At 69.9% G+C, this 21,572-nt stretch carries 15 protein-coding genes; 7 read left to right on the top strand and 8 right to left on the bottom strand.

All coding sequences use genetic code 11. From position 1 onward, the window contains the following. Window positions 1-57 precede the first annotated feature (57 nt). Window positions 58-864 carry an SDR family oxidoreductase gene (locus WG212_RS06970; RefSeq protein ID WP_337186357.1) on the bottom strand — a complete coding sequence of 269 codons (807 nt, stop codon included), beginning with the start codon at window positions 862-864 and terminating at the stop codon, window positions 58-60. 235 nt (window positions 865-1,099) lie between these two features. Between WG212_RS06970 and WG212_RS06965 the strand changes: the two genes are divergently transcribed. Together WG212_RS06965 and WG212_RS06960 are read left to right on the top strand one after the other, a co-directional pair. Continuing rightward, complete coding sequence (locus WG212_RS06965) at window positions 1,100-3,100, top strand: pyrroloquinoline quinone-dependent dehydrogenase (RefSeq protein ID WP_337186356.1); 2,001 nt, start codon at window positions 1,100-1,102, stop codon at window positions 3,098-3,100. A 42-nt stretch (window positions 3,101-3,142) separates the two neighbouring features. Continuing rightward, window positions 3,143-4,009 carry a helix-turn-helix domain-containing protein gene (locus WG212_RS06960; RefSeq protein ID WP_337186355.1) on the top strand — a complete coding sequence of 289 codons (867 nt, stop codon included), beginning with the start codon at window positions 3,143-3,145 and terminating at the stop codon, window positions 4,007-4,009. A 69-nt stretch (window positions 4,010-4,078) separates the two neighbouring features. Here the strand turns inward: WG212_RS06960 and WG212_RS06955 are convergent, their stop codons facing one another. The 7 genes from WG212_RS06955 to WG212_RS06925 form a co-directional block, all read right to left on the bottom strand. Next, a complete protein-coding gene (locus tag WG212_RS06955; RefSeq protein ID WP_337186354.1) occupies window positions 4,079-6,382 on the bottom strand; it encodes a TonB-dependent receptor in 2,304 nt (767 codons plus the stop codon). 178 nt (window positions 6,383-6,560) lie between these two features. Further along, the gene (locus tag WG212_RS06950; RefSeq protein ID WP_337186353.1) at window positions 6,561-7,286 is read right to left on the bottom strand and encodes an amino acid ABC transporter ATP-binding protein; all 726 of its coding nucleotides are present in this window, start codon (window positions 7,284-7,286) and stop codon (window positions 6,561-6,563) included. Next, complete coding sequence (locus WG212_RS06945) at window positions 7,283-7,933, bottom strand: amino acid ABC transporter permease (protein ID WP_337186352.1); 651 nt, start codon at window positions 7,931-7,933, stop codon at window positions 7,283-7,285. The genes WG212_RS06950 and WG212_RS06945 overlap by 4 nt, the downstream gene beginning before the upstream one ends. A 2-nt stretch (window positions 7,934-7,935) precedes the next feature. Further along, window positions 7,936-8,682: an ABC transporter substrate-binding protein gene (locus WG212_RS06940; protein WP_337186351.1), complete on the bottom strand. Its 747-nt coding sequence runs from the start codon at window positions 8,680-8,682 to the stop codon at window positions 7,936-7,938. Between the two features lie 59 nt (window positions 8,683-8,741). Continuing rightward, the gene (locus WG212_RS06935; RefSeq protein ID WP_337186350.1) at window positions 8,742-10,154 is read right to left on the bottom strand and encodes a M20/M25/M40 family metallo-hydrolase; all 1,413 of its coding nucleotides are present in this window, start codon (window positions 10,152-10,154) and stop codon (window positions 8,742-8,744) included. A gap of 14 nt (window positions 10,155-10,168) precedes the next feature. Further along, window positions 10,169-12,610: a penicillin acylase family protein gene (locus tag WG212_RS06930; protein WP_337186349.1), complete on the bottom strand. Its 2,442-nt coding sequence runs from the start codon at window positions 12,608-12,610 to the stop codon at window positions 10,169-10,171. A 17-nt stretch (window positions 12,611-12,627) separates the two neighbouring features. Beyond that, window positions 12,628-15,585 carry a TonB-dependent receptor gene (locus tag WG212_RS06925; protein ID WP_337186348.1) on the bottom strand — a complete coding sequence of 986 codons (2,958 nt, stop codon included), beginning with the start codon at window positions 15,583-15,585 and terminating at the stop codon, window positions 12,628-12,630. A gap of 298 nt (window positions 15,586-15,883) precedes the next feature. Between WG212_RS06925 and WG212_RS06920 the strand changes: the two genes are divergently transcribed. The 5 genes from WG212_RS06920 (at window position 15,884) to WG212_RS06900 (ending at window position 21,571) form a co-directional block, all read left to right on the top strand. After that, on the top strand, window positions 15,884-16,861 hold the full coding sequence (locus WG212_RS06920) for a LysR substrate-binding domain-containing protein (RefSeq protein WP_337186347.1): 978 nt from the start codon (window positions 15,884-15,886) through the stop codon (window positions 16,859-16,861). A gap of 96 nt (window positions 16,862-16,957) precedes the next feature. Further along, complete coding sequence (gene gabT / locus WG212_RS06915) at window positions 16,958-18,274, top strand: 4-aminobutyrate--2-oxoglutarate transaminase (RefSeq protein WP_337186346.1); 1,317 nt, start codon at window positions 16,958-16,960, stop codon at window positions 18,272-18,274. A gap of 35 nt (window positions 18,275-18,309) precedes the next feature. Then, window positions 18,310-19,770, top strand: a complete 1,461-nt coding sequence (locus tag WG212_RS06910; RefSeq protein WP_337186449.1) for an NAD-dependent succinate-semialdehyde dehydrogenase — start codon at window positions 18,310-18,312, stop codon at window positions 19,768-19,770. After that, a complete protein-coding gene (locus tag WG212_RS06905; protein WP_337186345.1) occupies window positions 19,770-20,150 on the top strand; it encodes a cupin domain-containing protein in 381 nt (126 codons plus the stop codon). The genes WG212_RS06910 and WG212_RS06905 overlap by 1 nt, the downstream gene beginning before the upstream one ends. Beyond that, complete coding sequence (locus tag WG212_RS06900; RefSeq protein ID WP_337186344.1) at window positions 20,147-21,571, top strand: FAD-dependent oxidoreductase; 1,425 nt, start codon at window positions 20,147-20,149, stop codon at window positions 21,569-21,571. Before WG212_RS06905 ends, WG212_RS06900 begins: the two co-directional genes overlap by 4 nt. The last annotated feature ends 1 nt before the right edge of the window (window position 21,572 follow it).

Below are 21,572 nucleotides of genomic sequence, written 5' to 3'. Positions count from 1 at the left end.
GGTCCGCCCGTGGCTCCGAAGCGGCGTCCTTTTCGATGAGTTGCGCTCGACACGCCGTCACGATGCGTAGCGGGTCCGGCCGCCCGCCGAGAGGCCGGCGTCCACGACCAGGTCGTGGCAGTTGACGAAGCGGCCTTCGTCCGAGGCCAGGTAGAGGGCCGCCGAGGCGATGACGTCCGGGAAGCCCGCCCGGAGCAGGGGCGTGCCGGTCTCGATCGAGGCGGCGACGTCCTGCAGCCGTTGCGCCCGCTCGTCCGGCGCCATCGCCTCGGCGCGATCGGCCCCGCCCAGGAAGATCGGGGTGACGATCCCGCCCGGCGAGATGCTGTTGACCGTCACGCCGTAGCGGCCGAGCGCCATCCCGGCGAGGCGGGTGACGTGGGTCACGGCCGCCTTGGTGGCGCTGTAGAGGTAGCCGCCCATGTGGCATCGCAGCGCCGCGATGCTCGAGTTGTTGATGATGGCCCCCGCGCCCTTGGCCTTCAGGATCGGCGCCGCGTGCTTCATGCCGAAGACCACGCTGCCGAACAGCAGGTCCACCGCGTCCCGGTACTGCGCTTCGGTGACCGTCTCGACGTCGCCGCCCGTCGGGCCGCCGGCATTGTTGAACAGCACGTCCAGGGTTCCGAAGGTCGCGACGGTCTCGGCGATGGCCCCGGCGATCGCGGCCTCGTGGCGGACGTCGGCCTGGATGAAGCGGCCCCGATCACCGAAGGACGCGACGATGGCCTCGCCGCGGGCCTGGCTGCGGCCCACCACGGCGACGTTCGCGCCTTCCGCGTGAAAGAGGCGCGCCGTGGCCTCCCCGATGCCGCTCGTCGCGCCGGTGATCAGCGCGGTCCTGCCCTGCAAGCGTCCTGGCATTTCGATCCTCTCGCCCCCGCCTCGCGGCTGCGCCGCGATGGCTGGCGTCCACATGCCCAGGGCGCGGGCGCGGCGCCATGATCCGGGAGGTTAAGCCGCAGGACCCGGCCACTTGACCTCCCGTTTCATGGTCAACCCCGGACCGCTGCCTCAGGAGTGCTCGGTTCGTCCGACGCGAGGCCCCGGCCGGCGCCGGCGACGGACGATCCGGTGTGGAAAGGTTGGGGGTTTCGCGATGCGGTTGTTTGGGCCGGGCCTGCGCACGCGATGGGCGTTCGCCGCCGTGGGACTGGCGGTCGCCGCGGTCCTGGGCTGGGGCGCGCTCGGGCTGTCCGCGCGCCTCGTCCGACCGTCGCCTTCGCCGGCGGCGCCGGCCGGCTGGCCCGCCTATGGCGGAGACCTGGGCGGGATGCGCCATTCGTCGGCCGCCCAGATCGACGCGGACAACGTCCGCTTCCTGCGCAAGGCCTGGAGCTACAGCACCGGGGACATGGCGCGCTTCCCGGAGTCCGTTCGGCAGAGCGGCTTCGAGGCCACGCCGATCCTCGTGGAGTCGAGCCTCGTGTTCTGCACGCCGTTCAACGAGATCGTGGCGCTGGATCCCGCCACCGGCCGGCAGAAATGGCGCTACGATCCCGGCGTGTCGCGCGAGATGCAGCCGGCGACGGCGTTCGTCTGCCGCGGGGTGTCGCATTGGCGGGAGACGGACGCCGCGGCGGCGGCCGGCCCATGCGGATCGCGGATCCTGATGGGGACCCTGGATGGGCGGCTCATCGCGGTCGACGCCCGCGACGGCCGGCCTTGCGCCGCGTTCGGGACCGCCGGCGCCGTGACGCTGGACCCGGGCCAGCCGCTGGAATGGGCGGGGGAGTTCGGAATCACCTCGGCGCCTGCCGTGGCCGGCGACGTCGTCGTGGTCGGCTCGGCCATCAGCGACAACCGGCGCGTCGCAGCGCCGAAGGGAACGGTGCGCGCCTACGACGTCCGCTCGGGACGGCTGCTGTGGACCTATGATCCCGTGCCTCGGGATCCGGACGATCCCGCCGCCGCGAGCTGGCCCGCCGGATCGCCGGGCGCCGGACACGGGAACGTCTGGTCGACCATGTCGGTCGACCCGGCGCGCAACCTGGTGTTCCTGCCCACCTCCTCGCCGGCCGTCGATTTCTATGGCGGCGACCGGGCGGGGGACAACCTCGATACCTCGGCGGTCGTGGCGCTGGACGCGCGGACAGGACGCAAGGTGTGGAGCTTCCAGACCGTGCATCACAACCTCTGGGACTATGACGTGCCCGGGCAGCCGGGGCTCTATGCCATTCGCCAGGGCGGGGCCCGTCGGGACGTGGTCGTCTCGGCGACCAAGATGGGGATGGTCTTCGTCCTCGATCGCGAGACCGGCCAGCCGGTCTTCCCCGTGGTCGAGCGGCCGGCGCCCCAGGACGGGGTCCCGGGGGAGCAGCTGTCGCCGACGCAGCCCTTCACGCCGCGGCCGGGCCTGCTCGCTCGCACGCACCTGCGGCCGCAGGACGCCTTCGGCGTCACCCCCTGGGACCGGGGTGTTTGCCGCAGGAAGATCGCTGCGCTCCGCAACGACGGGCTCTACACGCCGCCGTCGCTGCAGGGCTCGCTGCAGTTCCCCTTCGCGGGCGGCGGGGCGAACTGGGGTTCGACGGCCTACCACCCTGGGGAGAACCTGGTGGTCGTGAACATGAACAACATCGCGGCCAGCCTGACCCTGAGGCGGCGCGAGGACGTGGAGGAACTGCGGGCCGAGATCCCGGAGGGCCAGGAGATCTACGAGATGGCGGGCACCCCCTATGTGGCGACCCGCGCGCTGCTGCTCTCGCCGCTCGGCGTTCCCTGCAACCCGCCGCCCTGGGGGGAGCTGATCGCGATCGACATGGCGAGCGGCGAGGTCCGGTGGCGGACGCGGCTGGGGACCACACGCGACCAGGCGCCGCTGGGCCTGGCCTTCAAGTGGGGCACCGCCACGGTGGGCGGGCCGATCACCACAGCGGGCGGCCTAGTGTTCATCGCGGCCGCCATGGACAACTACCTGCGCGCCTTCGACGTCCGGTCCGGCAAGGAGCTCTGGAAGGGCCGCCTGCCGGCCGGCGGCCAGGCGACGCCCATGACCTATGCCTGGGGCGGCCGGCAGTACGTGGTGGTCGCCGCCGGCGGCAATGCGCGCTCGGGCACCACGCTCGGCGACCAGGTGGTGGCCTTCGCCTTGCCGTGACGGCGAGGGGCGTCCATTCTCCCGACGGCTGCGCGTAAGGTCATGATGAGGACGCTCGAAGCGATCCAGGCGCCCGATCCGGCGGCGGCGGCGAACCCCTTCGGGAAGCTCCTGCGCTTCTGGCGCGGCTGTTTCGGCTTGAGCCAGGAGGATCTGGCCTACGGCGTCGGCGTGTCGGTCCGCCACCTCAGCTATCTGGAGACGGGCAAGGCCCAGCCCAGCCGCATGCTCGTGGAGCGCCTCGTGTCGGAGCTGGGGCTGGGCCGCCGCTACGCGGGCAACCTGCTGCAGGCCGCGGGTTTCCTGCCGCTGCGCGAGGCGGCGGATCTGGACGATCCGGGCAACGAGGAACTGCGGCGCGGCGTCGTGGCGACCCTGCGCTGCTTCGATCCGTTTCCCGCCGCCGCGATCGACCCCTTCGCCAATGTGAAGATGGTCAACCGGGCCTGGGTCCATTCCCATCGCCGCCTGCTGGGCGATGCGGTCATGCGGCCCGACATCAACACGATCCGGCTGCTGGTGGATGAGAGCGGATGGCGCCGCTACATGCCCGATTGGGCGGAGATGGCCTGCCTCTACCTCGTGATCCTGCAGCAGGAGGCGATCCTGCGGGACAGCCCTGAAGCCCAGGCCCTGCTCGACGAGATGCTGGCGAAGGACGGCATCCCGCACGACTGGGCGCGCCGCGGCGCACGCGCGCCCTCGGATGCGCATAGCCATCGCACCGCGCGCGCCCACCAGCCGGCGCGCAGCTTCATCAACGTCCACCACACCGTGGGCTCGACGGCGTTCGTGTCCGAGCCGCGCCTGATCCTGCACGCCATACTGCCGGAGGACGGCGTTCCGGACGTCTCGCTCGAGGACCTCAACGCCCGCACCGACCTGGCCCACCCGCTGCTGCCCTACTAGAAGCGGGCGGCGCCCGTCCCATGCGCGGGACGGGCGCCTTGAGCATCCGCCGAGGGGAGGCGCGGCGGATCAGAAGCTGACGCGCGCCTCCAGCTCGAACGTGCGCGGCAGGCGCGGCGTCACCGAGCGCGCCGCGCCGGAAGCGAAGCCGCCGGAGGTGACATAGCTGTAGGAGGTCGAGTCGAAGACGTTGCTGACGCTCCCGATCAGGCGCAGGCCGCCGTCCGGGCGGGTCCAGATCGCGCGGATCGAGACGTTCTCGTACGCCGGCGCGCGATAACGGTCCGTATTGAAGACCGTGAAGTATTGCGCGCTCACGTAGCTGTACGAGGCGCTGAACGAGAAGTCCCCGCGTGTGAGGACGCCGTTGAGCGTGAGCTTGTGCTTCGGGGACTGGGGAAGGCGGTCGCCTTCGAGATCCTGCGGCGCGGGGTTCGCAGCGGCAGGGTCCACCACGCCGGAGAATTCGTCGAACGCGCCGTCGAGGTAGCCGTAGATCGCCCGCAGCGTCAGGCCCTCGGCGGGCCGCACGCTGAGCTCGGCCTCGGCCCCGAAGACGTGGGACTTCGGCGCATTGTAGAACACCGACTGGATGATCCCCGGCGCCACCTGGAACGACACCGGCACCTGCAGGTCCCGGTAGTCGTAGTAGAAGACCGCCGCGTTGAACTGGGCCGGGCCATAGGTCTGCTTGAGGCCCACCTCGTAGGCCGTGATGGTCTCGCGATCGACCTCGGGATCGGGGATGAGGCCGCCGAGCTTGAACCCGCCCGACTTGTAGCCTCTGCTGATCGAGCCGTAGGCCAGGGTGTCCTCGCCGGGCTCGAAGGTCACGCCGAGATTGCCCGTCACGCCCTGCCAGTCGCCCCGCGCCTCGCGCTGGCGGTTCAGGATGCCGTAGGTGTTCCCCGGGTCGACCGTCACATCGTAGTAGACCTGGAACTGGTGTTCCCGGCCGCGCTTCTCGTCGGAGGTGTAGCGCAGCCCGCCGGTCAGCGACCACCGGGCCGACGGCCGCCAGGTGACCTGGCCGAAGGCGGCCAGCGCCTCGCTGCGCACCCGGCCGCGCTGGAAGTAGTAGGCGCGCAGGGGATTGTCGATCGAAGGCACGCCGGCCAGTTCCACCGGGTCGTCGAACAGGGCCACGTCCGGAACGGTGATCGCATATGGCTGGTCGATGCGCTCGCGGTAGTAGTAGAGCCCGCCGATCCAGTCGATGGCGCCGCCGGGCGGGGATAGGAGGTTCAGCTCGTGGCTGGTCCACCGCTTGTCCTCGCGCACGACCTCCACATAGTTGGTCGAGACGGGAAAGGAAGTGCCGAACGCCGCCCGATTGAAGCTGGTGCGCGCGGTCCTGTCGAAGTCGCGGTCCTGGTAGTAGTCGTACTGGGAGTAGCCGCCGACGTAGCGCGCGATGACCGCGTCGGTCTCCAGGGTGAGATGGCCCACGACCGAGTACTGGTTCGTGAGCCTCTGCCGCCCTCCAAAGTCGTAGCGGACCTCGTAGGGGTCCTCGAGCGCGGGATTCTGCGAAGAGGGATGGCCGAACGTCGGATTAGCGACGAGGCCGCCGTGGTAGGTCGTCGTGTTCCACGGGTCGATCACCGCGTCGGGCCGCGGGCGCTGGTCGTAGCCGGCGTGGCTCGCCTTCAGCCAGAGGGTCAGCGCGGGCGTGACGTCGACCTCGAGCTGTCCTTCGACCAGATAGCGCTCGTCCGTCCACTGGTCGGGCCCGGCGAGGTTGCGCACATAACCCTCGCCCTGCTGCGTGCCGAACGCGGCGATGCGGTAGCGGACGGTCTCCGAGATCGGGCCGCTGACGGACGCGCCCAGGCCGTAGCGCTCGTAGCTGTTGAGCACGGCGCGGCCGTCGAAGCGGAGCTCCGCCCTGGGCCGCTTGGAGATGACGTTGACGGCGCCGCCGATCGAGTTGCGGCCGTAGAGGGTGCCTTGCGGCCCGCGCAGCACCTCGACCCGATCCACGAAGAAGTCGGAGCCGCCGATCACGTCGCCCTCGGACGTGTAGAAGCCGTCCACGTAGTTGGCGACCCCGGGGTCGCTCCCCAGCTCGTTGGTCACCCGGCCGACGCCGCGGATGTTGACCCGCGTCGGGGAGTCGGAGATCGCGAGGCCCGGCGTGAAGTTCGCGATATCCTGCGTCGTCGTGATCCCGCTGACGGTCCGGTCCTCGGCCGTGAACGCCGAGACGGCGGCCGGCACGTCGTTGAGCCTCAGCTCCCGCTTGCTCGCGGTGACGATCACCTCGCCCACGACGGCCGCGGTGGCGTCCGCCTGAGCGAGGGCACTCGAAGGCCACGGGGCCAGGAGGGCGGTCGCGCCCATGGCATAGTGAAGTCGACGGAAACCCCGCATCTCGATCCTCCCCGAGCCGCTTCTGGAGCGGCGTTCGGCGAACCGTAGGGCGGCGCTGTCCCGCCACCATAACCTCCGACGTCAAGGCCGCGGGATCCATCCTCGATGGTCGGGCGCCATGGCGGCTCGCGCCACGCAGGACCGTCCAGCCAGGTTGGGGTCAGCCCGAAGCGGGCCTTCAGAGCGGATTGAGGACGCGGTCGAGAAAGGCGCGTGTGCGGGCCTCGCGCGGGGCGGTGAGCAGTTCGCGCGCCTTCCCGGACTCGACGATCCGGCCGCCGTCCATGAACAGGACACGATCGGCCACGTCGCGGGCGAAACCCATCTCGTGGGTCACGACGACCATGGTCATGCCCTCTTCGGCCAGGTCGCGCATGATCCTCAGGACATAGCCGACGCGCTCCGGGTCGAGCGCCGAGGTGGGCTCGTCGAAGAGGATCGCCTTCGGCCTCATCGCCAGGGCGCGGGCGATGCCGACGCGCTGCTGCTGGCCGCCGGAGAGCGAAGCCGGCATGGCTCCGGCCTTGTCGCTGAGGCCCACCTTCTCGAGCAGCGCGCGCGCCTCGGCGGCGGCCTCGGCCGCCGGCCGTCCCTGTGCGTGCACCGGCCCTTCGACGATGTTCTCGAGCACCGTGCGGTGCGGGAAGAGGTTGAAGCGCTGGAACACCATCGCCAGGCGGCCGCGCACCGCCCGCCGCGTTTCGCGGCTGAGCTCCAGGCCGTCGACGGTCACCGTCCCTGCGTCATGGGCCTCCAGGCCGTTTATGCAGCGCAGGACCGTCGACTTGCCCGACCCGGACGGCCCGATGAGGCAGACCACCTCGCCGGCGGCCACGTCGAAGCTGACGTCGCGCAACACGGGGTTGGCGCCGAAGGCCTTGCGGACGTTGCGGACGCTGATCATCGCTTCATCCGCCGTTCGAGCTGATGGACGGCCAGCGTGAGCGGCAGGCTCATGGCGAGGTAGAGCAGGGCGATGAGCGTGTAGACCGTCATGTTCTGGAAGGTGGACACGGCGAGAAGCTGACCCGCGCGGGTGAGTTCCGCCACCGTGATCGTCGAGGCGATCGAGGAGTCCTTGAGCAGCATGATCGAGGTGTTGCCGAAGGGCGGCAGGGCGGTGCGCACGGCCAGGGGCAGAAGCAGCCGCTGCAGGATCTTCCGCTCGCTGAGGCCCAGGGATTCGGCGGCCTCGACCAGCGCGGGATCCACGGACTCGAAGCCCGCCCGGAAGTTCTCCGCCTGGTAGACCGAATAGGCCACGCCCAGGCCGACGACGCCCGCCGCCAGCGCGTCCAGGCTGAGCCCGAACTCGGGCAGGACGAAGTAGACGTAGAACAGCTGGACGATGATCGGAATCCCGCGGATCACATTGATGACCGTGCGGCTGATCATCCGCACGGGCCCGAGGCGCGAGCGCCCCATCAGCGCCCAGACGAACCCGAGGACGATGCTCAGCAGGAGGGCTCCGACCGTCACCTGGATCGTGACGAGGACGCCTTTCCAGAGCAGGGGCAGGAACTCGATCGATCGCCCGAGGAAGTCTTCCATGTTCAAAGACCCCAGGTTCGCAGGATGGCGGCGATCTCGGTGGCGCGGATCTCGCCGATGGCGGCGTTCACGGCCTGGAGGCGGGGATCGGCCTTGCGCAGCACGAGGCACACCTCCTCGAGTTCGCGGGCCCGGTATCCGTCCACGAGCTTGAGCTTCGCGGATCGCGTCACGCGCAGGTAGTAGCGGATGATCGGCTCGTCGCCATAGGCGGCGTCCAGGCGCCCCAGCCTCAGGTCGCGAAGGACGTCGGCCAGGCTGTCGTAGGTCTTGATCCCGGAAACGCCGGCCTTCTGCAACTGCTCCACGAACCGCGTGCCGACCTGAGCGCCGACCCGCAGGCCCTGAAGGTCGGCGAGCGCCGCGTAGGATCGCGCATCCTCAACCCGGGCGACGATGGCGCCGCCATAGGCGTAGACGGGATCGGTGAAGGCCACGACCTGTTCCCGTTCGGGGGTCCTCAGCATGGCCGCCGCGATCACGTCGATCCGGCGTGCGGTGATCGATGGAATCAGGGCGGAGAAGGGAACCACGGACAGCGTCACGGGAAACCCGGCCTGACGCGCCACGGCCTGCGCGATGTCGATCATCGCGCCGGTCAGGCTGTTGGTCTTCACGTCCAGGAAGCTGAACGGTACGCCGGTGGCGGTGGAGCCGACGACGTAGCCACCGCGGGCGCGCACGTCGTCCCGCGGCGCGCACCCCGCGGCGATCGCGGAGAGGCCCGCGAGCAAGCTGCGCCTCTTCATGACCTCTCTCCGGCGCGGCGCCGGTTCGCGACACGACCGTTCGCAGAGCCCGACATCACCTACTTCTGGAGAGCGTAGATCTGCACGAGGTCATGCAGGAAGTCGCGCCCCTCCATGAGCGAGCGGACGGAGATATGCTCGTTCAGGCCGTGGGCGTTGGGGCCGCCGGGGCTGTGGAAGAACCCCGTCACGCCATAGGTCGGAATGCCAGCGGCGGTGAGGAACCGCCCGTCCGTGGCGCCCGGCGACAGCACGGGGATCACGGGAACGCCCGGCCAGGCCTTGGCGGCGGCCTGCCGCACCGGCCCCATGATCCGCTCCGTGAGCCTCGGCGCGGGCGGGGTGGGGCTCTCGGGCGGCACGACGCTCACCTTGATCCCGGGGTCGGCGATCACCCGTTCCAGTTCGGCGCGGATCTCCTCGACAGGGCGTCCGGGGAACATGCGGCAATTCACGTTGACCGCCGCTCTCTGCGGCAGGGCGTTCGGCGCGTGCCCGCCCTGCACGGTGGTCGCCACGCAGGTGGTCCGCAGCATGCTGTTCCAGGATGGGTTCCTCGCCAGCGTCGCGATCGCGGCCGCGTCGCCGGGATCGTTGACCACCGCGCGCATCGCCGCGCCCGCTTCGCCCCCGACGATGGGCGCCATGCCGGTGAAGTAGCCGCGGTTGGCGTCGTTCAGTTCGACCTTGAAGCCGTGGTCGCGGACGTGGAGCGCCGCGGCGCTCAGGCGATAGATGACGTTGTCGGCGACGGGCAGGGAACTGTGGCCTCCAGGGCCGGAGAGCTCCAGTCGGAAATCCTGGTAGACCTTCTGCCCGGCCTGGACGTTGAGCGCGATGCGGGCGCCTGCCGCATCGGCGAGCCCTCCGGCGCCTTCGTTGAGCGCGAACTCGGCGTCGACCAGTTCCCGGGCGTTCTCCAGCAGCCACTCCACGCCGTTGAAGGTCTCGGGAGTCTCTTCTCCGCAGGTGAGCGCCATCTTGATGTCCCGACGGGGCTTGAAACCCGCCTGGCGGAACCGGATGAAGCTGTCGACCCAGACGGCGGCCTGCGCCTTGTCGTCGCTCGAGCCGCGGCCGTAGAAGACGCCGTTCTCTTCCACGAGGGTGAAGGGATCACGCTCCCAGTCCGCGCGGTTCGCCTCCACCACGTCGATGTGCGCGAGCAGGAGGATGGGCTTCGCCCTGGCGTCGGAGCCGCGGAACACCGCTGTCAGCGATCCCCAGCGCGGATCGACCGGCGAGGGTACGACGCGCACGTCGCCGCGCGGGAGCCCTGCGGCCAGCAGGCGCGTCTCGACCTTTTCCGCCAGTTCGGTGCAGCTTCCCACCGAACGTGTGGTGTTGGTCTCCACCATCTCGCGATAGATCTCGCGGAAGGCGGCCTGGTCGGGACGCAGGCTTTGGGCCTGGGCGCTTCCGCCGCAGGCGAGCACGAGGGCGGCGCCGCCCAGCCAGATGGACTTCCGCATCAGCATCTCTCGTTTCAGAATTTGAGCCGGGTCACCGAGACCGCGTCGCGCTTGATGGTGTCCAGCGACATGTCGATGCGCTTGAATTCGTTGTTCACATGCATCTGCAACTGGTCGCTGAGGTTCGGGTTGCCCTTGCCGGTCGGGTCGATGAACAGGTTCTGGCCGCCGGCCTCGACCACCGAGAAGATCGCGCGGTCCTTGGGGTGCAGCTCCATCATGCCCGCCCAGCCCTCGCCGCCGTGGTGCCTGACCATCGCGGGCGCGAGGCCGAGGACGGAGGCGGTGCGGCGGAACAGGGTCTCGCCGGGCAGGGAGGGCCTGGCCGGGTCCAGCCTGTCGGCGTCGAAGTACTTCCAGTAGACCGGCGCGCGCCACTCGGTCATGGGCTTGCCCGCGTAGGTCGGCCTGAGCTTGTCGATGGTCGCGCGGATCGTCTGGGCGATCACCGCGTCCCGGTCGCGTCCCTGGAAATAGTCGTGCTGGAGCGGCAGGCCGGCGTCCTGGCCCTGCACGGCGCGCAGCAGGAGGCTGGTCCTGTACTGGTGGTAGCGACCCTCGTCGACCTTGCGCCACCAGTCGCCGATCTGCGGGCTGAAGATGACCTCGGGCGCGGTCAGCAGCCACTGACGCCACAGCGTGCCGCCCGGATCGTCGTACGTCCCGTCGGCGTCGAGATCCTCGTACATGCCGTTGAACGCGAGCATCAGCTCGAGGGCCTGCTTCACTTCGGCGTCGGCGGATTTCGCCACCGCGGCCCGGAGATGAGGCGCGAAGAAGTCCGGCGAGGTCTGGCCCCGGTCGCGGGCGCCCTCGGCGTTCCAGATCTTGCGGTTGATCTCGCGCAGGTCGAGCAGGGTCAGGCCCCGGCCGGCGGTCGCCAGCCTGTCGCCCAGCCAGGTGCGGTAGGTCTTGCCGATGCGGGCGTCGTCGCCTTCGGGCAACCACGCGGCGGCCTTGCCGTTCCACGTGTGGATATACCCCTGCCTGGGGTTGATCATCCGGGGCGTTTCCCGGGCGCTGTGGAAGCCCTCCCACTCGTATTCGCCCGTGCCCGGCATGGGCAGCCGGCTGTCGGCGGTCGCGGGACGCTTCGGCAGCTTGCCGGCCTCCCAGAAGGCGATGTTTCCGGCCTCGTCGGCGTAGCAGACCCCCAGGTTCCACGCGACGCGGGCGACGCCCTTGGACTGGAATTCCCGGAGGTTCTTGGCCCGCGCCATCTCGACCGTGCCGACCCAGTTGTCGAGCTCGTAGCCGCGCTCGTTGTTGCGCTGGGTGTAGGCGACGCCGTTCTCGACATCCCACTTGATGACCGGCCCGTGGACGGTCCAGGCGACCTCGTAGGCGACCGGGTCGGCGTCTTTCACCTTGATGATGTCGGTCCGCACCTCCATGCGCCGCCACTCGCCCTTGAACCAGTACTGATGCTTGTCGGCGGGGTTCAGCTTCTCGGCGTAGGTGTCGGTGGTCTCGGCGTGGCCCGACGTCATCAGCCAGCCGTGCTTCAACGACCGGCCCATGATCGGGGGTCCCCAGCCGGTGTGACTGAAGCCCACGGTGTCGAAGCCGCCGCCGTACAGGTGCGACTCCGGGCCGTCGGACGTGGCTTCCATCAGGAGCGGCCGGCCGCTGGCGGACTTCTGCGGCCCGATCACCAGGCAGCGGCTGGCGCCCATTACCGGTTCGGCCCGCTTCGGCGCCTCGCGCAGCGCCGACATCGCCGTCGCCAGGGGGCCGGGAGGATGAGGGGCGGGAGGATAGGGGGCGCCCTGCGGCGCGGGCCGGGCCGGGGCCAGGTCTTCGCCCGGCGGGATGATCAGGGGGGTGTCGGGATCGCTGATCGGCACCACGTCATCGAAGATTTGCCGCCCCACCGTCGGACCGTACCGCTCGACCATGGCGTTCAGGAAGGCCAGGTTCTGAAGTTCGTAGGTGTTGCCGTGCGGCGCGGCGATGTGGCTGAGGTAGTCGGCGAGCGTCCAGCGGGCCGGCATCACGCCCCAGGCCTTGAATTCGTAGGGCAGCTTGTGCTCCGGATCGGCCAGCACCTCGTCGATGGCCCGGTTGAGGCCGTCCACGTAGCCTTGCAGCATCCCCTGGTGCTCGGCTGACAGCGCGGCGTACATCCGCATCAACTCGGCGTCGGAGAGAACCTCGTTGCGCGCTTCCTTGTCGGCCTGCAGGAAGCGGGGGCCGAGGATCTCGGCCCGCATCCCCTTCTTGTTTCGCCGGTTGAGCTCGAGCTGCGCCAGCCGGTCCTGCGCCTGGCTGTAGCCCAGGCCGTACATCACCGCCGCCGAGGTCGCCCCTTCGATGTGGGGCACGCCCCAGGCGTCGCGGTAGATCGTGACCTCGCCGCGAACCGCCGGCTGCGCGGCCCCGGCCTGGGGAAGGAGCGTCGCCAGCATGCTCAGGGCCGCGGCTCCGGCGATGATCCCGTGACGTCGGTCAGCCATGCGTTCCGGAGCCTCCCCTAGAGCTTCGCTTTGACGCCGGCGAAGAACACCGTGCCCATCTGATCGTAGCCCGAGGTCAGGTTGCGTTGGGACGCCGTGTGTTTGGGAAGCTTGTTCCCGAACAGGTTGGTGGCGCCGCCGTAGGTGGTGATGCCGGCGTCCTCGAACGTCCACGATACATAGACGTCCTGGTAGTATTCGCTACGGATGGTCTTGATATCCTGGAAGTTCTGGTTCTGACCGGGGCTGAGGTCGATCAGGCTCTGCGCGTTGAAGTACCGTCCCGAGAGGATGACCTTCAGCGGCCCCCGCGTCATGCTGATCGACGGGTTGATCTTCCAGGTCGGGTTGCCGACGAAGCCGTCCAGCTTGGTGTACTGCGCCGGATTGGACTGGAACGGGTAGTTCCTGCGTTCCAGAAGCCGGTTGCCTGCGATCTGCGCGACCATCTGTGCGCCGAAGGCGTCGAACCGGTAGCTGGCCTGGAAGTCGATCCCGCGGTCCACCAGCTTCGAGGCGTTCACGTAGGTGGCCGTCACCGACTCCAGGAACTTGTAGGTGGGGGACGCCGGGTTTTCGTCGCGCTTGACGAGGCTGCAGAACGCCGGGTCGGGGCCGCCGACGCTGTCGACGCAGGCCGCCGCGATCTGGGTGGCGGTGAACAGCGTGATCGCGTCCTCGATCTTGATCTGGTAGTAGTCCGCCGAGAACGAGAAGCCGGGCAGGAAGCTCGGCGTGGCGACCACGCCGACCGTGTAGGTGTCGGCCTTCTCCGGCGACAGATTCAGGTTTCCCGACGAGATCAGCGGAATGGACGTGGGCCGGCCCGCGAACACGAGGGGAATGCCCAGTGCGGTGCAGTTCGCCCGGCGGGTGGCGCTGGCGGCCGCCAGCACGGTGGTGCAGGGGTCGGGGCCGGGGCCCGTGCTCGTCTGGGATGGCGAATAGGCTTCGGTGATGTTGGGCGCCCGCACGGCCCGCGAGATCGTTCCGCGGAAGCGGAGGTCCCGCACCGGCGCCCACACGGCGTCGGCCTTGTAGCTGGTGACGCCGCCGACCGAGCTGTAGTCGGCGTATCGGATCGCCCCGCCCACACTGAGGAGCTCGGCGAAGGGCAGGCCCGTGAGGATCGGGGCCGAGAGTTCGCCGTAGATCTCCTTGACGTTGAAGGACGCGTCCGAATTGGTCCCCGAGGCGGCGGTGGTGAGCAGGCGGCCGTTGGGGTCGAAGCGGAAGGACGCCGCCTCCTTGCGATACTCCACGCCAGCGGCGAAGCCCACCGGAGCGCCGCCGATCAGATGCAGGAACCTGTCGGTGTCGCCGGCGAACGAGAGACCGGCGACGGTCTGTTCGAGCGACGCGCGGTTCACGATCTGGCGCGAGATGAAGTCCACCGACGCCTGGCTGGGATAGATTCCGAACGGATTGAAGGGGGCGCATGTCGCCGAACCCACGATCGCCGGCCGGACATAGTTGGCCGGCTGCAGCGACGGCACGTTCACCCGGCAGTCGACAGCCCCCGTCGCCGGATTGATGACGGCGTCCAGCGCCGCCGTCAGGTTGGCGCTGAGGACGTTGTTGTCCGACACGTAGCGGATCCGCGACTGGCCGTAGGAGGCGTAGGCGTCGTACTTGAGGTCCGCGAACGGGGTTTCCCACTCACCCTTCACGCCGGCGTTGAACTGCTCGGTCTTGCGCAGGTTGTTCACGAAGCGGTGCCCGACCGGCTCGAACAGCTTCCACAGCGATGCGGTCGTCGTGCCCGCCGCCAGAAGCTGGGTCCGGACCGCGGGGTCCAGGAACGGGTTCTGCGCGACGTTGATCGGGACGCCGTTGACGTTGGCCGGCTGGCCGTCGCCGGACGACTGGCGCCGGGCGTAGCTCGCGTCGGCATAGGCCGTGGCGGTGAAGGGCCCTTCGGTGATCAGGTCGATGTGGCCCCGGATCGAACCGATCCGCTTGTCCACCTTCGGCACCAGGGTGTCATAGTTCTGATAGTTGAAGCACAGGTCGCAGTAGCCGGCGAGCTGGCGATAGATGGCCAGGGTGCCGAAGGCCAGGGCCGTCGGGTAGGTGGTCCGCAGGCCGTTGGCGTCGAAGGGGATGCCGCCCGGCTGCAGGGGCGTTCCATTGTAGTTGAGCACGCCGCCGATCCAGGGCTGCATCGACTGGACGTAGGGCACCAGCAGGGTGTTGGGCTGGCCGTTGCCGGGGGCGTAGGCCGGATTGGCGACCGTGTTGTAGGCGAAGCTGTCCGGCTGGTCGTTGTGGTGGAAGGTTCGCGTCGTGTCGAAGGTCACCGTGGCCATGAGGTTGGCGCGGCCGTCCAGGAACGACCGGCCGGCGGCGGCCGAATAGGTGCGGGTCTCCCCGGGCCGCCCGTACTCGGAGCGCGTGCCCTTGATCTCGAATTCCAGGCCCTCGAAGCGGTCGCGGGTGATGATGTTGACGACGCCGGTCACCGCGTCCGAGCCGTAGACGGCCGAAGCGCCCCCGGTCACGACCTCCACCCGGTGGATCGCCGCCGAACTGATCGAGTTGAGGTCGAAGGCGGTGTTCCCGGGGTCGCTGCCCACCTGCCGCTTGCCGTTCACCAGGGTCAGCGTGCGGTTCGTGCCCAGGCCCCTCAGGTTGACCAGGGAGAGGCCGCCCGTAGTGGCCGAGCCGCTGTTCTGCTGCGCCTGCTGCGTGCCGCCGAAGTTCACGGCGGGCTGCTGCGCCAGGACCTGGCCCACATCGGCGTTGCCGGTCTTCTGGAAGCTCTCGGAGCCCAGCACCTGGACCGGCGTCGGCTGGTCGACTTCGGGGCGGGCGATCCGCGAGCCGGTGACGACCACCTCCCCCACGGCAGGCGGCGCAGATTCGGCGGCCACGCCATCGCTTGCGGCGAGGCATGCCAGGGTCGCGGCGGCGCCGAGCAACATCGCCTTCGAGGATTTCACCGCCGCGGCTCTCATGAATTGATGGTCGGACATGTACCCCCTCAGATCGGTCAGGCGCGCCGCCGAGCTCCCCCACGGGCTCCGACTGCAGACGTCCGTGCAGCGGCCGATCCGGAGCGTGCCTGCCGCTTTCCCCCTGCGGAAGTTGAGAAACATCGCCGAGGCGGTGTCAGTTCGTCACCGGTTCCGATCACCACGTTCCACCCGGAACCGCCACCGGGATGAGGCCCGGGACCGGCCCGGTGACACCCAGCGCCCATGTCTCAGGCAGAAGCGCCCATCCGGGCTCTGGACCGTTGCAAGCCGGCTTCCGGGGTGAGACGACTGAAAGATGACAACGGAGCGCCACCTCACCAGCCCGCTCGCCGATCGCCGGGCTCTGCCCCCGATGACCGCCTTGCGTGCGTTCGAGGTGGTGGGCCGCGTCGGCGGTATCCGGCGGGCCGCGGCGGTGCTGGCCCTAGACCACGCCGCGGTCAGCCGGCATGTGCGAAGCCTGGAGCTCTGGGCCGGAATGCCGCTGATCGAGCGCAGCGGCGGCGGAGGCCGGCTGACCCCCGACGGCGAGAAGTTCCACAGACGCATCTCCGCCGCCCTGTTGGAGATCGCGAGCGCGGCCGCCGACCTGACCCGGCGGCTGGACGACGGCCGGCTCAACATCTTCTGCGTTCCGGGCATCGCTTCTCACTGGCTCATGGCGCGGCTGGCCGACTTCCGGACCCAGAACCCGGAGATCGACATCGAACTCCACCCGTCCGACAACACGCCCGACTTCGGCCGGCACGAAGCCGACGTCGACATCCGGTACAGCATCGATGCCGCGCCCCTGGCCCTCGGCCCGGAGGTGCAGTCCATGGAGATCGCCCGCCCGCCCGTGCTCGCCGTCGCCGCGCCGTCCATGTTCGCGGCCGGTCCGCCCCGGACGCCGGCGGCCCTGCTCAAGGTTCCCCTGCTGCACGAAGGGAACTTCCGCCAGTGGACCGAATGGTTCGAGGGCAACGGGATCGACACCTCGGCCGGCGACATCGCGGGGCCGCGGATGTGGCACGCCAACCTCACCGTCGACGCCGCGCGCCGGGGCGAGGGCGTCGCGCTCACCAACGTCTTCCTGCTGGGCGACGATCTCGAGGCCGGCCGGTTGCTGAACGTCAGCAGCATGGTGGGCGCCCGCGCCACGACCATGGGCGCCTATGTCTTCGTGTCGCGGCGCGATCGCTGGACCGCGCGTCCCATCGCGCTGTTCCGGAACTGGCTGGTTCGCGAGGCGAAGGCCCGGGTCGCCTCGACGAAGCTCGCGCTGGCGGGCTGACCGGTGATCTTTCGTCACCAATCCGCGCGCTGATATCATCTTCGCAATCCTGCCGCGCCGTCGGAATTTCCGACCATTCCAGCGCCGGGGTTCTCCGTGGATATCGATACCCTTCCAATGGGCGAAGACCGCAACGCCGGGCTCCTGGCGCGTCGGCATGCGGCGGTCTCGGGCGGCGTCGCGACGGCGACGGGCCTCTTCGCCGATCGGGCGGAGAACGCTGAGATCTGGGATGTGGCGGGGCGGCGCTATATCGACTTCGCCGGCGGGATCGGGGTGCTCAACGTCGGCCACCGGCACCCCCGGGTCATGGACGCCGTCCAGAGGCAGCTCGCCCGCTACACCCACACCGCCTTTCAGGTCATGGCCTACGAGCCGTATGTCGCGTTGACGGAACGCCTGAACGCGCTGGCGCCCTTCGATGGGCCGGCCAAGTCGATCCTGTTCAGCACCGGCGCCGAGGCCGTCGAGAACGCCGTCAAGATCGCCCGCGCGGCCACGGGACGTCCGGGCGTCATCGCCTTCACCGGGGCCTTCCACGGCCGCACGGCGCTGACCATGGCGCTCACAGGCAAGGTCGCGCCCTATAAACGTGCATTCGGCTCCTCGCCGCCCGACATCTATCACCTGCCGTTTCCAGCCGAACGTTACGGCGTGTCGGTGGACGACAGCCTGAAGGCGCTCTCCTTCCTGTTCGCCGCCGACATCGCGCCCGCCCAGGTCGCGGCCATCGTCCTGGAGCCGGTGCAGGGGGAGGGCGGCTTCCATCCCGCGCCGGCGGCCCTGTTCGCGCGCCTGCGGGAGATCTGCGACCTCCATGGCGTCCTGCTGATCGCCGACGAGGTGCAGAGCGGTTTCGGCCGCACCGGCCGGATGTTCGGTGTCGAGCACTCGGGTGTGCAGCCCGATATGATCACCGTGGCCAAGTCGCTGGCGGGCGGCTTTCCCCTGGCTGGCGTCGTGGGGCGCGCCGCGCTGATGGACGCGGTGGAGCCGGGCGGGCTGGGCGGCACCTATGGCGGTTCGCCGGTGGCCTGCGCCGCCGCCCTGGCGGTCCTGGACGTCTTCGAGGACGAGGAGCTTCTCGCGCGGGCGGACCGGATCGGAGACCGGGTGCGGACGCGCGTGGCCGGGTTCGTCGGCCGCAACGACCTCGCGCCGGTCACTCCACCGCGCGGGCCGGGCGCCATGGTGGCCTTCGACCTGGTCACGTCCCACGGCGGCTCCACGCCCGACGCGGCGATGGCGAAGCGGGTCGCGGCGCGGGCCCTGGAGCGGGGACTGCTGCTGCTCACATGCGGCCTGTTCGGCGAGACCATCCGCTTCCTCGCGCCGCTCACCATCAGCGACTCCGTCCTCGACGAGGGCCTGGACATTCTCGAAGCCAGCCTCAGCCTGGCGGACGCGGCGTGAGTGTCGGTCGCGCCACCGCCGTTCCGCCCGACCTGATGCGGGAAGCGGCATATGTCGACGGCCTGTGGGTCGCGGGCGACCGCACGTTGGAGGTGGTCAACCCGGCCACCGGCCGCCGGCTGGGATGCGTGCCGGACCTGGGCGCCGCCGAGGCTGAGGGGGCGGTGGCCGCGGCCCAACGCGCGCTGCCGGCCTGGCGGGCGAAATCGGCCAAGGAGCGCGCCGGCGTGCTCCGTCGCTGGTTCGACCTGGTGACCGCGCATTCCGACCCCCTGGCCCGGCTGATCACCGCCGAGCAGGGCAAGCCCCTGGCCGAGGCGCGGGGCGAAGCGGCCTATGCGGCGGCATTCCTCGAATGGTTCGCGGAAGAGGCGAAGCGCGCCTACGGCGACGTGATCCCCGGCCATCAGGCCGACAAGCGCCTGATGGTCCTTCGCCAGGCCGTGGGGGTGGTGGCCGCGGTGACGCCGTGGAACTTCCCGGCCGCCATGATCACCCGCAAGGCCGGCCCGGCGCTCGCTGTCGGCTGCACGATGGTGGTCAAGCCATCCGAACTGACGCCGTTCACGGCGCTCGCGCTGGCCGCGCTGGCGCACGAGGCGGGCGTTCCGCCCGGCGTCTTCAACGTGGTCACGGGCCAGGCCGGACCGATCGGCGAGGTGCTCACGACCGATCCCCGCGTGCGGAAGTTCACCTTCACCGGCTCGACGGCGGTGGGCAAGATGCTGGCCGCGCGGTGCATGGGCAGCGTCAAGAGGGTGTCCCTGGAACTGGGGGGCAACGCCCCGTTCATCGTCTTCGACGACGCCGACCTGGACCGCGCCGTCCAGGGCGCGCTGGCGTCGAAGTTCCGCAATACCGGCCAGACCTGCGTCTGCGCCAACCGCCTGCTGGTGCAGTCCGGCGTCCACGACGAATTCGCGCGCAGGCTTTCTCAGGCCGTCGGTGGATTCGTGGCGGGCGATGGCCTGGCTGGGCCGACGGACCAGGGGCCGCTCATCAGTCCGGCCGCTCTCGCCAAGGTGGAACGGCACGTCGAGGACGCCCGCGCCCGGGGCGGGGTGGTGCTGACGGGCGGCGCCCGTCTCCCCGCCGGACCGCTGTTCTACGCGCCCACGGTGATCGTCGGCGTCACGCCCGACATGCTGTTGGCCCGCGAGGAGACCTTCGGGCCTGTGGCGGGCCTGATCCGGTTCGAAACCGAGGCCGAAGCCGTGGCCCTGGCCAACGACACCGCCGCGGGCCTTGCGGCCTACGTCTTCACCCGCGACCAGAGCCGGTCGTGGCGGGTCAGCGAGGCGCTGGAATGCGGAATGGTCGGCCTCAACACCGGTCTCATCTCCACCGAGGCGGGTCCTTTCGGCGGGGTCAAGGAATCAGGATTGGGGCGAGAGGGCTCACGCTATGGGGTCGACGAATACCTGGAATCCAAGCTGGTCTGCATCGACGTCGAGCCCGTGCCCGACCCTGCCGGCCGCCCGCTGATCCTCGCCTGATGAACAGCCCGGCCGAATCCATGTCCATCGTGAAATTTCGGGTCGACGAGGCGCTTGCCGGGCTTCCGCCGGCGACGCCGGTCAAGGCGCCCCTGGGGGATCTGGTGGCGCAGGTGGCCAGCCTCGGCTTTCCGTCCGCTTCCTGTCCGACCTCGAAGTCGGGCGTCTGGCGATGCTCCCCCGGGGTTTGGCGCCGGCAGGTCGTACAGGCCGAGTTCTGCGTCTTCCTTGAGGGCGATTGCGTCTTCACGCCCGACGGCGGGCCGCCGATTGCGATCGGCGCAGGGGAGGCCGTCTATTTTCCGGCCGGCTCAGGGGGTGTCTGGGACATCAGGTCCCAGGCGACCAAGCTGTTCATCGTGTTCGACGAGCGCGCATGAACGCCCCGCATACGATCTCATCGGCGCCCGGTCCGGGCTCGGGCTCGCCCTATGCCGACACCAGCTTCTGGATGCAGACGGCCGACGACGACCTCACCCCGCGCCCGGCGCTGAAGGGTGACCTCGTCGTGGACGTGGCGATCATGGGCGGTGGCTATTCCGGTCTCTGGACGGCCTACTACCTCCTTCTGGACAATCCCGCGCTGGAGGTGGCCGTCATCGAGCGCGACATCTGCGGCTTCGGCGCGTCGGGCCGCAACGGCGGCTGGTGCTCGTCGCGATATCCGCTCTATCCGGAAACCCTGGAACGGCGGTTCGGCCCAGAACTGGCGCGCCGCACGCTCCTGGAGATGTTCGACGCGGTCGAGGAGATCGGTCGGATCTGCGAACGGGAGGGGATCGACGCCCACTATCGCAACACGGGCATCCTCAGCGTCGCGCGCGGCAGGGATCAGCTGCCGGCGATCCAGGCCGCGCACGCGGCCTATGCACGGCTGGGCCTGGACGACCGCAATCTTCTGATCGGCCCCGAGGCGGCGCGCGAGCGGATCAACGTCACGAAGCTCGAAGGCGCCCTCTACACACCCGTCAGCGCCAGCGTGCATCCGGCCCGGCTCGCCCGCGGACTGGCGCGGGCGGTCGAGCGCCGGGGCGGGGTGATCTATGAACAGTCGGCGGTCACCGGCATCACGCGGGGCCCGAGGCCAGCGCTCTCCACGGCGTCCGGACGCGTCCAGGCGCGCAGGGCGGTGGTGACGGCGGGGGAGGCCTATCTTCCCCAGCTGGCGCCCTTCCGCCGCAGTCGCCTGCCGATGTCGTCCATGATCGTGCTCACGGCGCCGCTCACGGCCGCCCAGTGGGACGAGATCGGCTGGGCGCAGGGGGAGAGCCTGGGGTCCCAGGCTCATACCGTCGACTATCTCACCAAGACCCTGGACGGCCGCATCCTCTACGGCAGCCGGGGCGCGCCCTATCACTGGGGCTCCCGCCTCGACGAGACCCGCGACCGCGAGGCGATCGGCTGGATGCAGGAAGCGGTGGTCAACTGGTTCCCGTCGCTGCGGGGCGTCGAGTTCACCCACGCCTGGGGGGGCTATCTGGGGGTGTCCCGCGACTGGTCGCCAGGCGTGACGTTCGACCCGGCGACGCGGCTCGGGAACCTTGGCGGGTATACCGGACGCGGCGTGTCCACCAGCAACCTGTCGGCCCGGCTTCTGGCGGGCCTGATCACGGGCCGAGAGACGGGCCTCGAGACCCTGCCGCTGGCTCAGCACCAGCCTCCGGCCTGGGAGCCGGAACCTTTCCGCTGGCTGGGCGTGCGCTATGTCCAGGACGCTTTCCGGCGGATCGACCAGGCCGCGGAGGACGGGCGTCCTCCGCCGTTCGACACCGCATTCGCCCATCAGCTCAGCGAGCAGTAGG

Origin of the sequence: Phenylobacterium sp., from assembly GCF_037189685.1 — a bacterium.
Taxonomy (GTDB): domain Bacteria; phylum Pseudomonadota; class Alphaproteobacteria; order Caulobacterales; family Caulobacteraceae; genus Phenylobacterium.
This window is presented reverse-complemented; position numbering and strand designations above follow the sequence as displayed.